At 64.5% G+C, this 14,799-nt stretch carries 14 protein-coding genes; all 14 read right to left on the bottom strand.

The window, feature by feature from the left end; translation table 11 throughout:
- Positions 1–26: 26 nt before the first annotated feature.
- Entirely contained in the window at positions 27–710 is a 684-nt protein-coding gene (locus tag NUH19_RS00170) for an SGNH/GDSL hydrolase family protein (protein WP_262314538.1), read from the bottom strand.
- Positions 700–1,509 carry an endonuclease/exonuclease/phosphatase family protein gene (locus tag NUH19_RS00165; RefSeq protein WP_262314537.1) on the bottom strand — a complete coding sequence of 270 codons (810 nt, stop codon included), beginning with the start codon at positions 1,507–1,509 and terminating at the stop codon, positions 700–702. The genes NUH19_RS00170 and NUH19_RS00165 overlap by 11 nt, the downstream gene beginning before the upstream one ends.
- 150 nt (positions 1,510–1,659) lie before the next feature.
- Entirely contained in the window at positions 1,660–1,929 is a 270-nt protein-coding gene (gene rpsO / locus NUH19_RS00160) for a 30S ribosomal protein S15 (RefSeq protein WP_262314536.1), read from the bottom strand.
- 148 nt (positions 1,930–2,077) lie between these two features.
- A complete protein-coding gene (gene rpsT, locus NUH19_RS00155) occupies positions 2,078–2,332 on the bottom strand; it encodes a 30S ribosomal protein S20 (RefSeq protein WP_262314535.1) in 255 nt (84 codons plus the stop codon).
- A 77-nt stretch (positions 2,333–2,409) separates the two neighbouring features.
- On the bottom strand, positions 2,410–3,300 hold the full coding sequence (locus tag NUH19_RS00150) for a histidine phosphatase family protein (RefSeq protein WP_262314534.1): 891 nt from the start codon (positions 3,298–3,300) through the stop codon (positions 2,410–2,412).
- A gap of 10 nt (positions 3,301–3,310) precedes the next feature.
- The gene (gene holA, locus NUH19_RS00145) at positions 3,311–4,339 is read right to left on the bottom strand and encodes a DNA polymerase III subunit delta (protein WP_262314533.1); all 1,029 of its coding nucleotides are present in this window, start codon (positions 4,337–4,339) and stop codon (positions 3,311–3,313) included.
- Positions 4,326–6,491, bottom strand: a complete 2,166-nt coding sequence (locus NUH19_RS00140) for a ComEC/Rec2 family competence protein (RefSeq protein ID WP_262314532.1) — start codon at positions 6,489–6,491, stop codon at positions 4,326–4,328. Before NUH19_RS00140 ends, holA begins: the two co-directional genes overlap by 14 nt.
- On the bottom strand, positions 6,488–7,132 hold the full coding sequence (locus NUH19_RS00135) for a helix-hairpin-helix domain-containing protein (RefSeq protein ID WP_262314531.1): 645 nt from the start codon (positions 7,130–7,132) through the stop codon (positions 6,488–6,490). Before NUH19_RS00135 ends, NUH19_RS00140 begins: the two co-directional genes overlap by 4 nt.
- Positions 7,133–7,236: 104 nt before the next feature.
- Positions 7,237–8,280 carry a SepM family pheromone-processing serine protease gene (locus tag NUH19_RS00130; protein WP_262314530.1) on the bottom strand — a complete coding sequence of 348 codons (1,044 nt, stop codon included), beginning with the start codon at positions 8,278–8,280 and terminating at the stop codon, positions 7,237–7,239.
- Positions 8,273–8,770 carry a pantetheine-phosphate adenylyltransferase gene (gene coaD / locus NUH19_RS00125; RefSeq protein ID WP_262314529.1) on the bottom strand — a complete coding sequence of 166 codons (498 nt, stop codon included), beginning with the start codon at positions 8,768–8,770 and terminating at the stop codon, positions 8,273–8,275. Before coaD ends, NUH19_RS00130 begins: the two co-directional genes overlap by 8 nt.
- Before the next feature lie 6 nt (positions 8,771–8,776).
- Positions 8,777–9,331: a 16S rRNA (guanine(966)-N(2))-methyltransferase RsmD gene (rsmD, locus tag NUH19_RS00120; RefSeq protein WP_262314528.1), complete on the bottom strand. Its 555-nt coding sequence runs from the start codon at positions 9,329–9,331 to the stop codon at positions 8,777–8,779.
- Entirely contained in the window at positions 9,318–9,626 is a 309-nt protein-coding gene (locus NUH19_RS00115) for a YlbG family protein (protein WP_338085503.1), read from the bottom strand. The genes rsmD and NUH19_RS00115 overlap by 14 nt, the downstream gene beginning before the upstream one ends.
- A 30-nt stretch (positions 9,627–9,656) precedes the next feature.
- Positions 9,657–13,091 carry a pyruvate carboxylase gene (locus NUH19_RS00110; RefSeq protein WP_262314527.1) on the bottom strand — a complete coding sequence of 1,145 codons (3,435 nt, stop codon included), beginning with the start codon at positions 13,089–13,091 and terminating at the stop codon, positions 9,657–9,659.
- On the bottom strand, positions 13,084–14,277 hold the full coding sequence (locus tag NUH19_RS00105; protein ID WP_262314526.1) for an FtsW/RodA/SpoVE family cell cycle protein: 1,194 nt from the start codon (positions 14,275–14,277) through the stop codon (positions 13,084–13,086). The genes NUH19_RS00110 and NUH19_RS00105 overlap by 8 nt, the downstream gene beginning before the upstream one ends.
- Positions 14,278–14,799 lie beyond the last annotated feature (522 nt).

The following is a 14,799-nucleotide window of genomic DNA, read 5'->3' as shown; positions in this document are numbered from 1 at the left end:
CGCGGTGGCTGGCGTTCAACTGCCAATCAAGCCTGAGCCAGCTTCCATTCCAGAAGCGGCGTGTAAAAGCGCTGGTACCCCGCCTGATTCAGGTGGGTGCCGTCGCCGTCGTGCGGGGTCTTGGCGCTATTGTACGAGTAGCGCTTGGCCTGCGCCTTCAGGCACGTGTTGATCTGCCCCTCGCGGTAGACATCGACCACCGGAATCGCCCACTTGGCACAGGCCGCCCGGGCCGCCTGGTGCAGCTGCTCTTGGACCTGGGCATCGACCGTCGGCATCCGGTGCGGGGCGACGAAAAAGGCCGGCGTGTCCGGGTACTTGTCGCGCAGGGTCCAAAGCACCAACTGAAAGGCGCCTAGGTAAGTGTTGGCATCGAAGGCGGCGGGGTCAAAGCCGGCCGCCAGCGTCCCCACCTGCCGAAGCGTTGGCACGTAGCTGGCCCCGTCGTTGGTCAACCCGTCAAATACGATCAGGTCCGGGGCCAACGCCGGCGCCGCTCGCAGCTGCCGGGCGACGTCGGCCACGTCGTTGTCGCTGGGCCAGGTGTGATCCGTCGGCCGCGTCGGCACCACGGTCGCGCCGTTTTCGGCAAACTTGGTGTAGTGCATGTGGTGCTTGGCCGCCAGGTCGTCGAGCAGCCCGTAATCCAGCTCGTGACCGCGAATCAGCGAGTCACCAAACCCGTACAGTGTTGCGCCTTCAAGCAACATGGGGCGCCTCCTTGAGGGTGACGTCGATCACCACCGGGAAGTGATCCGAGGCGTAATGGCCATCGGCCGTCGCCGTCGCGTCGATGGCGTAGCGGTCGACACGCACCGCCTGGGTGACGAACCAGTAGTCGATGCGCTTGGTCACCAGATCCGGTCGCGCCCGGAACTGCCCGTTGTCCTGGAAGGTGCCGGGGTACGGCATGTCCCGGTGCTTGGCCACCAGCTGCGCGTCCTCAAGCACCGCCACGGCCTTTTGGTACGCCAGATCCACGGGCTCGGCGTTGAAGTCACCGGCCACAAGCAGCGCCTCCCCGGCCGCCAGCTGCGGCTTGAAGTAGGCCAGAAGCTGCGCCATGCCGGCCTCACGCGCCGGCTGCGACTGATCGTCCAGGTGCGTCACCACCGCGGTGAACACCCGGTTAGTCGCGCGTTCCCGCAGCCGGGCCCACTGAAACAGCCGGATGCTGCCGGCCCCTGGGAACTTGGTCGGCCGATCCGGCGTCGCCCCCAGCCACTGGTGGCCCTGGGCGATCAGCGCGAACTTCTCGGGCAAGTAAAACAGCCCGTTGAACTCGCCGGCGGCAATCCCGTCGTCGCGGGCGACGCCGACGAAGCGGTAGGCGGCCAGCGCCTGCTTCAGGGCCGCCAGCGGCTCGGCCAGCACCTCCTGCACCGCCAAGACGGCCGGCGCCTGGGCCTTGATGTTTGCAATGATGTGCGGTCGGCGCTGGGCCCAGCGCCACTGGCCGCCTTCGTCCTCTGGGTTGTCGTAACGAATGTTGTACGTCATGAATCTCATGTCTGTCCCTCGTTTCACCTTACTCACCGCGTTGCGGTCACCGTCTAGGATACGCTTTCACCGCAGACTTGACCACCCGGTTGGCCCGGTCAATTTCCCATACACGCAAAAAACCGCCGCTGCAAGAATTGCAGCGGCGGTTGCTGGTTTTTAACGACGCAGGCCAAGAGCCTTGATCAGGTCGCGGTAACGCGTGATGTCCTTGTTACGCAGGTAGCGAAGCAAGTTACGACGCTGACCGATCTTCTTCATCAGACCAACGTATGAGTGGTGGTCCTTCTTGTGAACGCCCAAGTGAGCGTTCAGGTTCTTGATGTCGGCGGTCAAAACGGCGATTTGGACCTCAGGTGAGCCAGTGTCGCCTTCGTGACGCGCAAACTTTGCGATGATTTCGTTCTTTTCAGTTTGAGAAACAGCCATGAGCTTATTTCCACCTTTCCTTAAATTGCCCGAAACTGCGGCAGACGACGGTGAACCGTCAGCGAAGTAGCGGGTTCAAAACTTGACCACGTCCCAGGCGCAAAGCCTGGTCATCCGAGGTCGCAACAAAAATCACGACCCCGGGTGATTACTTGGTCAAAAGTGCAGACAGGCGGCTCTTATCACGGCCGGCCTTGTTCTTGTGGATCAGGCCCTTGCTAGTGGCCATATCGATCGCACGAGCTGCTTCCTTGTACAGGTCCTGCTTGTTGTCAGCACCTGCCGCAGCAGCAACCTTGAACTTCTTGACCGTCGTGCGCAATGCGCTGACCTGAGCCGCGTTACGTTCGCGGTTTGCGGCCTGCGTCTTGACGCGCTTGATCGCAGATTTGATTTGTGGCATAGATGTCACCTCCGGGGATTGATCGGTTGTTTACACAACACAGAAGATATTATAGCGAAGCCCCCCCGCCATTGCAACTAAAAGTTGTCAAGGTCAGACCCTTGATAGCAGATGACGGTCGTGTCGAAGTACCGCTCCTGAAAGGCCACGGCCGCGATCACCGCGGCCGGCGTCAGCGGCCGGGCCGCCACCACCCACTTCGCCTCGCGATCATCGTGCCGGCAGATCACGGCTTGCACCCGGCCGCAGTAGCGCTCAAGCGGCCGCTTTGGCCCCAGCACATAGGCGTCTTGCGGCTGGCCATCGCCGCCCAGGGTGCCGGCGACGTAGCCGTAATTCACCGGGTAGCGCAGGGCCGGCCAGCGCGGATGGGTGCTACCCAGCGGCCGGTCCACCGACACGCTGACGCGCCGCCCCAACGGGCCAAGCGCCTGGGGCAACACCGCGGCCACCAGTCGCTGGCCCTGGGTCACCACCCGCAGCATCGCAGCGTCGGGCAGCGCCGCCCAAAACGCGGCGCCGTGGCCGGGCCAAGCCGCCTCAAGTAGCGTCGCCATCGCCGTGCCGTGGGCCCCGGCCGCGACCACGGCCGAAGGCGCAAGCGCCGCCGCAAAGGCGCGGTACCGCGCCTGGGTCTCCCGCAGCGTTTCCCCACCGGGAGCGGCAAAGTCAAAGTCGGCCCATTGCCGCTGGGCGTAGCCTTGAAAGTCCGCCAGCCAACCCGGCATCCGTCGCTCGCTCAGCCGCGAGTCCTGGCTCACCGGTAAGCCAAGCTGCGCCGCCAAGGGGGTAACGGTCTGCACCGCGCGTCGCAACGGGCTGGCGTAGACGGCCGTGTAAGGCGTCGCCGCAAGCACCGTGGCCAGGTGTTCGGCCTGCGCCACCCCAAGCGGTGTCAGCGGCCGCCTGGCGTCGTCATGCTCATGCACAGCGGGCTGGCCGTGGCGAATGAAGTCAATTCGGGCCATCACCCGCCCCCTAACGCCGTGCCTGGCCGCAGTAGCGCAGCACGAACAGCTCGAAGGCCAAGGCCTTGTCCATGCGGCCGGTTTTCATCGCCGCCTCCGTGTCGACCAGGCCGCTGTAGGCGCGTTGCAGCGCGGCGAGGCCGGTGTGTTGCACCGCCTGCAGCGCCAGCTTGACGCGGTACGGGTGAACCTTCAGGGTGCTGGCCAGGCTGCCTTGGCTGTAGCCTTTTTGCGCCAGAATGGCGACTTGCACCAGCAGCCGAAACTGCCCGACCAGCAGGCTGTTGAGGCGAATCGGTTCCTCTTTTTGCAGCAGCAGGTCGCGGTACAGCGCAATCGCCTGCGTCGCGTTACGCGCCACCACCGCAGACACCAGGTCAAAGACGCGATCCGTCAGCTGCTTGGGTACCAGCGCGTCGATGGCCGCCGCGTCCAGTGGCTTGCCCCCGGCCGCAAACACCGCCAGCTTAGGGAGCTCCCGTACCATCGCCGAGTAGTCCCCGCCGGCTCGCTGCACCAGCGCCTGGGAGGCCTCCGGGGTGATGGTGATGTGTTGGCTGCGCAAGGCGCGTTGGATCGCGGCCTGCGCCTCGCGCTGGTTCAAAGGCGCCGCGTCGACCACCAGCGCCTGCTTCTTGATTGCCTTGACCAGGCGCTTGCGCTCATCCAGCTTCGGGTAAGGCGCCACCAGCACCATGGTGGTGGACGCAACCGGCTTTTGGCAGTAAGCGGTCAGGCCGTCGAGGTCGTGGACCGGACCGCCCTTGGCCGACTCACCGGTCAAAAAGTACGGGTCGGTGATCACCACCTCGCGAAAGTCGCCGAAAAACGGCTGCGACGTCGCGTCGTCCAGCGCCACGGCCACCGGGGTCTGGCGCATGTCGTAGGCCGCGTAGTTCATGGTCTGCTGATCCGGTGGCACCAGCTGCCGCAGTGCCTGCAGCGTGCGGTCGCGTAACGCCTGCTCGGTGCCGAGCACCAGCACCAGTGGCGGTCGCGGCCCGGTTTTGAGTTGTTGAATCAGTTCATCGACTTGCATGGCTTGGTCCTTCCAAAAATGTGTAGAAGCGGTGGTTCTCGCGCCAGATCATGCCCGACTCCGCGGTGCTGAGCCAGGGGACGTGAGCGGCCGTCAGCCGGGCCAGGGTTTCGGGCGCCGGGTGGCCGTAACGGTTCGCGACCCCGGCGGAGATTAGGGCCGCCTGTGGCTGAATCTGGGCCAGAAACTCGGCGCTGGTCGAGGTCTTGGAGCCGTGGTGGCCGGCCTTCAAAAAATCGACGGCCAGTTTTTGGGGCATCAGCACGGTGCGTTCGACGGTTTCGTCGGCGTCGCCGGTCAACAGCCAATTCTCGTTATCTATCCTACCATAGATCACCAGCGAGTCGGCGTTTTTGTCCGTCAGGCTGGAGGTCTGCGGCGACACCACCCGCAGGTGAATCGCCCCCACCGCAAGCGTTGCCCCCGCCAGCACCTGCTTGGTCTGGCTCACCTCACCGGCCACCGCCTGAATCGTGGCGTCGGCCAGCGCCGCCGGGGTGGTGTAAAGCGTGGTCACCGGAATCAGGCTGGCCAGTAGCGGCGCATCCCCGACGTGATCGGCGTCCGGGTGGGTCAGGATTAAGGCGTCGAGCCGCGCCACCCCGCGAGCGTGCAGGTAGTTGACGATGGCGCGTTGGGCCGGCGGGTTGCTGCTGGTACCAAAGCCGCGGCCCCCGGTGTCGATCAGGACGGTGCCGCCCTTGAACGGCGCCTCGATCAAAATCGCGTCGCCCTGGCCGACGTCAAACACGGTCACCCGCCAGGCCGGATGAACGTTGGCGACCAGCCAGGCCATGACCACCCACACCACCAGGGGCCCCCACCGCCTCCGCCCCAGCCCGACCAAGACCGCCGCCACGCCGAGCACGGTCAGCCCGGCCGGCACGGCGCCAAAAATTACCTGACCCGGCAGCGTGCCGACCTGCATCAGGGCCGCCTCGCCGGCCTCAATCACCCGCTCCAACAGGGCGGTCAGCTGCGGCTGCGGCCAGATGGCCACCAGCACCAGGGCCGGCATCAGCCCCAGCTCAAACACGGGCATCAGTAGCCAGTTGAACCCGACCGTCAACAGGTGCAGGCGAAAGGTCTGCGCGATCACCACCGGCGTTGCGGCCAGCGCCATGTGCCAGGCGGTCGCCAGCCGCCCACCGGCGGTCAAAAGCAGCACCCCGCACAGCAGGTAGGTCAGCTGACCGCCGAAGGTGTGAAGCACCCAGGGCCGCCACAGCAGGTTCAGCATCAGCACCAGGCTGAAGCAATCCAGCTGCGTCAGCCGCCAGTGCAACCTGGCGTTGAGCAGCGCCACCACCCGCAGCCCGACCGCCCGGGTGATGCCGGCGCCAGGTGGAATCAGGATCAACAGGCTCGGCAGCAGGCCGATCAGGGCCCAGTCGACGCCTTCCTTGGGGAGGCGCAGGCGGTCGCTCAGCGCATACAAGGCCCCGATCAGGACGAACAGGTGCAGCCCGGACACCGAAAAAAGGTGGAAAATCCCCAGATCCGAGAAGGTCTGCCGCTGGGCGGCGAAATCCGCGTCGAGCTGGCCCAAAAGCAGCCCCTTGGCGTAGGCCGCGACCCGGTCTGGCAGCCGGTTGAGCCGCTGCACGAACTTCGCCTGCAGCCCGGCCAACCAATCCACCACCGTGTCAACCGGCAGTGGCCGCCACACAAGCGGCTGCGTCTCGCTTTGGTAGGCCAAGGCCGACTGGCGCCAGGCGAATTGCGCGTAGTCGAACTCGTATTGATTACGGGCCCCGCTCAGCCGCACCGGCGCCTTGGTCCAAGTCACAAGCGCCGGCGTGGTCAGCGCCTCAAGCGCCGCTGCCTGCACCGGCGTCACCGTGACCAGGCCGCTCATCGGCACCCCGTTTTGCGCCGTTCCCACATACCGCGCGGTACCCCCCTGAAGCGTCCAGCCGGTCGGCAGCACCCGCACCGCCCCCGCCGGCACCGGTGGGGCCAGCGTCTGCTGCCGCTGCCAGGCGCCAAGCACAAGCCCTAGCCCCGCCAACACCACCAAGGCACCGTTCGCAAAGCGCCAGGCCTTAAGCCCCGCCCAGCCGATCAGCAAAAGCCCCAGCCACCAGGGCTGCAGGAACACGAGCAGGCCACCGAGAAAGGCCGCCAGCCAAAACACCCCCTGCCGGTTCATGGGCCGACGGTGATCGACGGCGCCAGCGCCTCGAAGGTCTTGTCACCGATGCCGCTGACGTTCTTGATGTCTTCGATGGTCTTGAAGCCGCCGCTACTTTCGCGGTAGGCGATGATGTCGGCCGCCTTCTTGGGGCCGATGCCGCTGAGCGTCTCAAGCTCGGCTGCCGTCGCGGTGTTCAGGTTGACCAGGCCCTGGCCGCTGCTGGAAGCCGCCGTGGTGGCGCCTGGAGTGGGGCCTTGTTCCACGGCAACCGGCGGCGTCTCACCCACCGTCGGAATGTAGAGGCTCTCCTCATCCACCGCAATCTTGGCCAGGTTGACCTGTGTCACGTCGGCCTTGGCCGTCAACCCGCCGGCCGCCTTGACCACCGCGTCCCAGCGCGTGGTGCCAGTGATTGGGTACAGGCCGGGGTGAACCACCGCACCTTTGAGGTAGACGAACCCGGGGCCAGGCTGGCTGCTGGCGCTTGCGGCCGCGGTGGCCGGCTGACTGCTGCTCGCCACGCTTGCGCTGACCGCCGGCGCCGCTTCCGGGGCCGGTTGCGGCTGGCGGTTTTGCCACCACCAAAACGCCGCGCCGGCCAGCACCAACAGCGGCAGGTACCAGTAATCCTTGGCCCATTGCTTGACTTGCATCATCGCGCTCACCTCCTGTTCAAGAGATTACGCGCAAGGCGGCCGCTGACCCGCGCCAGCAAAAAAAGCTTCCACCGCTGGGGGGAAGCTTTGGGACTGATCACGATTTAGTCGCGGCTGGTCAGGTAATCGACCGCGTCTTGCAGGTGCTTCACCGGCACCACCACCATGTGGCTGCCGATCGCCTTGGCCGCCTTCTTGGCGACCGCGTAGTTGTTTTGGTAGGTCGGGTCGGCCTTGAGAATCGCCTTGGTCGCCGGTTGATCCGGGGCGAAAAAGACCTTGGCCCCTTCCTTGTTGGCGATCACGACCTTCTTGTCGATGCCGCCGATCTGCCCGACCGTACCATCGGCTTCGATGGTACCGGTGCCGGCCACGTTTTGACCCTGACGCAGCTTTTGGTGCGTGATCAGCGTGTAGGTTTCAAGGGCGAACATCAGCCCGGCGCTGGGACCGCCGATCGCGCCGGCGTCGATGGTCACCTTGGGCGTCGAGCTGACCGTGGTGTGCTCAGTCAGCGTGATACCGATGCCGGCCTGCTTGGTGTTGGGCAGCTGCATCAGCTTGGCCGTCGCCTGGTGCGAGCGGCCGTCGCGCAGGTAGGTCAGCGTCAGCTTGGCGCCGACCTTGCGCTTTTTGATTGCGGCGACGTAATCGGCGGCCGTCTGGTAGTGCTTGCCGTCCAGGGCGGTGATGGTGTCGCCCAGCTTCAGCTGGTTGCGAAACGGCGAGTCCTTGAGCAAAGACATCACGTAGATGCCGAGGTGGTTGACCACCACCTTGCGCTTGGCCTGCTTGAAGGCCGCCTGAATCGCGTTGTTGGCCGCGCTTTGGATGTCGTAGCGCTGCAGCAGCTCGTATTCGGCGCTTGAGTCGGCCCCCATCAGCTCGGTTTTGGACAGAATCTCCGAATACGGCTGGAACTTGCTCCAGACTAACACCGCCGGCGTGGCCGGGCCGATGATGCCAACGGTGGTCAGCATGTAGCTACCGGCCTCTTGGTCCTTGATGCCCTGTACGTTGACGTAGGGCTTGAGCGACTCGGCCGAGCCCGGCACCTCGACGTACTGGCCGGTCGGCACGAACAGGAAGGCCAAGACCGCCAACGCGGCGAGGCCGAACGCCCAAAACCGCCTGGTTCGCTTACGCATGTGGCTCACTTCCAAACTTCGCCTTCAAGGCCGCGTCGACATTCGCCGGCACCAGCGCGGAGACGTCGCCGCCAAAGGCCGCGACCTCCTTGATCAGGCTGGACGAAATGAAGCGGTAGCGTTTGTCGCCGAACAGCAGCACCGTTTCGATGTCCGGCGCCAGGTTGGCGTTCATGTCGGCGATGCCGCTTTCGTAGTTGTAATCGGCCGTGTTGCGAACCCCGCGGATCAAGGCGGTGGCGCCGATCGACTGCGCATAGGCGACGGTCAGCATCGCCGGTTGGGCCACCACCTGGACGTTGGGCAGCGCCGCGGTCGCGGCCTCAATCAGCGCGAGCTTCTCGGCCGCCGAAAACAGCGGCCGCTTGCTAGTGTTGGTCATTGCCGCAATCACCACGCGGTCGAACAGGCGGCTCGCCCGTTGCACCGTGTCGAGGTGGCCGTTGGTGAACGGATCAAAGCTGCCCGGGAACAATGCGATTCTTGCCATTTTGCCTCACTCGCTTCGCTTTAGAATCAAAACCTGTGCCACGCCGTACTTTTGCAGGCGCAGCTGCGCGTAGCCCGGGATGGTCGCCGGGTACGTCACATCAAGCCCGGTTTCAAGCAGCACCCGGCCGCCTGGGGCGAGCAGGCCCAGCTCCTGGATGGTGGCCAGCTGGGCCAGCACCTCTTGTTGGGCATACGGCGGGTCGGCCAAGATCAGGTCAAACCGCGCCTCGGCCGCGCCGAACTGCGCCAACGCGCGGTCGACCGGGGCCTTGAGGACGGTGAACCGCTCCGGCGCGTGGGTCAGCGCGACGTTTTCGCGAATCGTTTTGATCGCCGCGAACTGCTTGTCAACCAGCGTCGCATGCGCCATGCCGCGAGACACCGCCTCGATGCCCAAGGCCCCGGTGCCAGCGTATAGGTCCAAGGCAGAACCGCCAAAGAACTGCTGGCCCAGCATGTTGAACATGGATTCCTTGACCTTGTCGGCGGTCGGCCGGGTCTTGTCGCCGGGGACGGCGTTCAGCCGCCGACCGCGAAACTCGCCACTAATGATGCGCATGGGCTTCCCCCTTCGGTGCGTCGTCGTCTTCGTCGTCTTCCCCCGCCGCGAAGCTGGAATCGCCGGCGTATTCGGTTCGCAGCGCGGCCTGAGGCGATGGCACCGCGCTTTTGACAAAGCGCAGCTTCTCCACCTTGGCGATGGTGTCTGCCATCTTGTCTTCATCGAGGTACAAATACACGTATTTCATGCGCTTGGAAACGTACAAAACCGTGCCGTAGTGCCGCAGTGCCTTGATCTGCTTGAGTGAGTAAACCCAAACCACCAGGCCCTGCCGCGCCGTCACATCAAGCATGACTGAGCTCCTTTCGTTAATCGTGCCGGGCTACCCCTGGCTGGTTGGCTTCAAAGTCGCCAACAACTCCTGGCTTTGAACCAGGTCGCCGGCCGCCACGTACAGGTGGGTGACGGTGCCGGCGAACGGCGCATGCACCGTGGTTTCCATCTTCATCGCCTCGGTGACAAACATGGCGTCGCCGGCCTCAACCTGCTGACCCACCGCCACCGCGACGCTGAGGATGCGGCCACCCATCGGGGCCGGAATCTGGTTGGCGTCCGTCGGCTCGGCCAGCTGGTGGCCACCGGTGCTTTGCTTGGCGCTGGCATCCTTGACCTGCACCTCGCGCTTTTGCCCGTTGACCGTAAAGTACAGGGTTCGCAGACCGGCGGCGTCGGGCTCGCCAATCGCGTCCAGCTGCATGATGTACATGATGCCAGGCGCCACGGCGACGCGGATGCGCTCGCCGATGCGCATGCCCTGAAAGTAGGTCGGGCTGTCCAGCATGGTCACCGGCCCGTACACCGCCTGATTCTTCAGGTACTGCTTGAAGACGTCGGGGTACAAAATCGCCGACAGCACCTGCTCTTCGGTTGGATGCGCCAGACCGCCAAGCTTAAGGTCCTCACGCACCGCGGCGAAGTCGACGGGTGACGCCAGGCTGCCCGGCCGCACCGTCAGCGGGGCTTGACCCTTGAGGATTTTGGCCTGAAGCGCCTGGGGAAAGCCGCCGACCGGTTGGCCGAGGTCGCCCTTGAAAAAGGCCACCACCGATTCCGGAAAATCGAGGGTCTCACCGCGCTTGAGCACATCCGCTGGCGTCAGCTCGTTTTGCAGCAGGTAGAGGGCCATGTCGCCGACCACCTTGGACGACGGGGTCACCTTGATGATGTCGCCGAACAGGTCGTTGACCTGCTGGTACATGCGCTTGACCGCCTCAAAGTCCAACAACCCCATGCTCTTGGCCTGCTGCTGCAGGTTGGAGTACTGACCGCCCGGCATCTGCACGGCGTAGATGTCGGTCAAGGGCCCGGTCACGTTGCTGGCAAAATCGGCGTAGTAAGGCCGAATCGCCTGGAAGTACTGGTTCAAATGCTCGGCGCGCGCGATGTCCACCGCCGGCTGGCGCGGGGTGCCGGCCAGCGCGTAGTACAGGCTTTGCAGTGACGGTTGGCTGGTGGTGCCAGACATCGCCGACTGCGCGACGTCGACCACGTCGACGCCGGCGGCAACGGCCTGCACGTAGGTGGCCACGCCGTTGCCGGTGGTGTCGTGGGTGTGCAGGTGCAGCGGCACGTCGACGGCGTCTTTGAGCGCCGCCACCAAGGCGTAGGCCGCCTGGGGCTTGAGCAACCCCGCCATGTCCTTGATCGCCAGCATGTCGGCCCCGGCCGCGACCAGCTCCTGGGCCAAGTTGACGTAATAGGCCAGGTCGTACTTGGGGTGGGCGCTGCTCAAGATGTCCCCGGTGTAGCACATGGTGGCCTCCGCCAACTTGCCGGTAGCCTTGACGGCGTCGATCGAGTGCGTGAGCTGCGGCACCCAGTTCAGCGAATCAAAGATGCGGAACACGTCGATGCCGTTTTTGGCCGCGACTGCGATGAAGCGCCGAATCACGTTGTCCGGGTAGTTCTTGTAGCCCACCGCGTTACTGCCGCGAAACAGCATCTGCAACAGCGTGTTGGGTAACGCCTGGCGCAGCGCCTGCAGCCGCCGCCACGGGTCCTCGTTCAAGAAGCGGTAGGCGACATCGAAGGTCGCCCCGCCCCACGCCTCGACTGAAAACAGGTCGGGCAGCGCGTTTTGCATGTCCGGCGCCACCCGCAGCATGTCGCGGGTTCGCATCCGCGTGGCAAACAGGCTTTGATGCGCGTCGCGGAAGGTCGTGTCGGTCAACAGCACCCGCGGTTGATCGCGCAGCCAGGTCGTGACCGCCTGCGGCCCGCCTGCGGCCAGCAGCCGCACCAGGTTGGTCTGAGGGGCGGCCTTTGGAAACTGGAGGCGGTACTGCCAGTCCGGGTAGTACTTTTGGGCGTGGCGCTCAAGCCCGGGGAAGCCGTTGACCGTGATCTCGCCGACATAGGCGATCAGCTGGTCGGTTTTGGCTGCCTGAGGCTTGAGCTTGAACAGCGCCGGCGTGTTGTCGATGAAGGTGGTTTCGGCCAAGCCCTGCTGGAACACCGGGGCGGCCAGCACATTGACCAAAAACGGCAGGTTGGTCTTGACGCCGCTGATGCGAAACTCGCGCAAGGCGCGTTGCATCTTGGCCACGGCGCCGGCGAAGGTTGCCGAATGCACCGAGGTCTTGACCAACAGCGAGTCGTAGTACGGGCTGACCACGGCCCCGGCGTAAGCGTTGCCGACGTCCAGCCGCACCCCGTAGCCCCCTGGGCTGCGGTAGGTCTTGATGGTACCGGTGTCCGGCATGAAGTGGTTGGCAGGGTCCTCGGTGGTGATGCGGCACTGAATCGCCGCCCCGCGAGCCGACAGGTCGGCTTGCTCGGGCAGCTTCAGATCCGCAAAAAGGTCGGCGCCGGCCGCCACTCGCAGCTGGCTTTGGACCAAGTCGACATCCGTGATCAGCTCGGTGATGGTGTGCTCCACCTGGATGCGCGGGTTGACCTCGATGAAGTAGAACTGATCGCCTTCGACCAAAAACTCGACGGTGCCGGCGTTCTCGTAGTGGACACTGGTCATCAAGGCGACGGCGGCGTCACAGATGCGCTGGCGCAGCGCCGGGGCCAGGCCGACCGCCGGGGCAATTTCGATCACCTTTTGGTTGCGCCGCTGCACCGAGCAATCGCGCTCGAACAGGTGCAACAGGTGGTCGTGCCAGTCCCCCAGCACTTGGACCTCGATGTGCTTGGCGCTTTGGATGTATTTCTCCACGTACATGCGGTCGTCACCGAAGCTTGCGACCGCCTCGTTGACCGCGTTTTGGTACACGGCCGCGAGCTCGGCCTCCGAACGCACGATGCGCATGCCCTTGCCGCCGCCGCCGCTGGCCGCCTTGAGCATCACCGGGAAGCCGTGCTGGCGGGTGAAGGCCAGAATCTCCTGGTAGTCCTCGGTCGGCTCCGGGGTGCCGGGAATCGTGGCAAGCCCCGCGGCCTGGGCCGCCTTTTTGGCCGCGACCTTGTCACCGAACGTGTCGAGCAGCTCCGGCCGCGGCCCGACGAAGGTCAGCCCGGCGGCAATCACCTTCCGCGCGAACGCCGCGTTTTCGGACAGCAGGCCGTAGCCCGGGTGAATCGCATCCGCCCCGCTTTGCTTGGCGATGCGAATGATGTCATCGGCGTCGAGGTAAGCGGCGATCGGCGCCTTGCCCGCGCCGACCTGGTAGCTCTCTTGGGCCTTGAAGCGATGAATCGCCAGCTCGTCTTCCTTGGCAAAAATGCCGACTGTGGCGAGCCCGAGCTCCTCGGCGGCGCGGAAAATGCGAACGGCGATTTCGCCGCGGTTGGCAACCAATACTTTATGCATGCAAGGCCCCTGCTTTCTCTTTGGCTTTGTGCTCACTGGCACTGATGTTCAACATGATACCGACCGAGGCGGACAACACCAGCATCGACGAGCCCCCGTAAGAGATGAAGGGCAGCGTGACGCCGGTCACCGGCAACAGACCGGTCACCGCCCCGACGTTGAAAACGGTCTGAATCAGCATCATGGTCGCGATCCCGTACGCGATCAGCGCGTGGAAGTTGGTCTTGCTGCGGATGCCGACCAGGTAAAAGCGCATGATCAAAAAGAAAATCCCGAGCAGCACCAAGGCGGCGCCGATCAGCCCGAGCTCCTCGGCGACCACGGCGAGGATGAAGTCCGTGTACGGCTCGGGCAAGAAGCCGAGTTTTTGGCTGCTCATGCCCAGCCCCACCCCGAACAGGCCGCCGTGGTCGATTGCCAAAAGCGAGTTGACCACCTGATTGCCATCGGTCTTCGCCATTTGGAACGGGTGTAAGGCCGCAACCACGCGCCGCAGCTGGTAGTGCTCGCGCAACAGCTTAGCAGGAAAGGTGATGCGACTGGCCGCGAAGTAGGCGCCGGCGGCCAATGCCCCCGCCAGGCCGCTGATCCCGACCCCGTAGCGCAGCGAGATGCCGCTGGCAAACAGCATGACCGCGGCGATCACCGCCAGGATCATCGCACCGCCGGTGTCCGGCTCGACCAGCACTAAGACGATCAAGACGAAAACGAACAGCAAGGGTTTGCGCAGCTCCCGCACCTGAAAGTCGATACGGCGCATCTGGTCTTGGCGCATGGTGAACATGTGGGCCAGGTAGATGATCATGATCAGCTTGGCAAACTCGGTCGGCTGAATGTGGAAGCCGCCCACCGGAATCCAGGCACTGGCCCCGTTGATGGCCGAAGCCGGGTGCAGCAGACCATGCACAATCAGGTACACCAGGCTGCCGAACAGCGCGACGTTGGCCAACCACTGAAACGAAGGCCAGCGCAGCACACTCAGCTTGAGGTAATAAAACAGCCCGACCAACACCAGGCCGATGAGCACAAACACCAGCTGCTTGATCATCACCGCGTTTTGCGCCTGACCGTAGTGGGTCTGGATGTAATAGGCGCTGGCGGAATACACCATCACCAGCCCGGTCGCACACAAGAGCAGGTATGGCACTAAGATGTAGTAATCCAGGTAATGAAGCTTCTTAAGCACAGCACTCGCCCTTTCGCGGCAAAATGTACCATAATTCTACCACAGATTGCGCCGCCGTGCGGCCGGGCTTGCCGCGGTGGCCTTGACTCGACCACCAAAAAGCCGCCGTAGCCAAAACGCTACGGCGGCCGCGCCGAAGCCACCGGGCGGCTGAACGTCCGGTGGCCTGGGCCTTGTGCTGGTTGGTTGCAAGCCTCAGGTGGTCGCGAGGCCGCGGCTGGTCAAGTCGCGACCCCCTTGAAACAGGCCCCCGGTCAATGCCCCGCCGCAGCTACCTCGCAGCGCGAGTAGGCGGAACACTAAGCAATCGGGGGGTGGTGGTCCACACCCTGGTGGTCGGTCTCAAACGGAGGAGACCGTTGCGCGAAAACGTCGGCGTTGTTGCCTGGTTCGGCATGGCATGAGTGGGGTACTGGGAATGCTTATGTCCCGGACCGTTCCCCATAGACGGTGGTCGTGCTGCGGCTGTGATCAAAGCCGCCGCCCCGTCCTAAGATAATCATCTGAGTTTATCGTAAGCCC

The sequence above is a fragment of the Lacticaseibacillus parakribbianus genome, from assembly GCF_025490915.1.
Taxonomy (GTDB): domain Bacteria; phylum Bacillota; class Bacilli; order Lactobacillales; family Lactobacillaceae; genus Lacticaseibacillus; species Lacticaseibacillus parakribbianus.
Note: the sequence above shows the minus strand (reverse complement) of the source record. Positions and strands in the feature narration are given on the sequence as shown.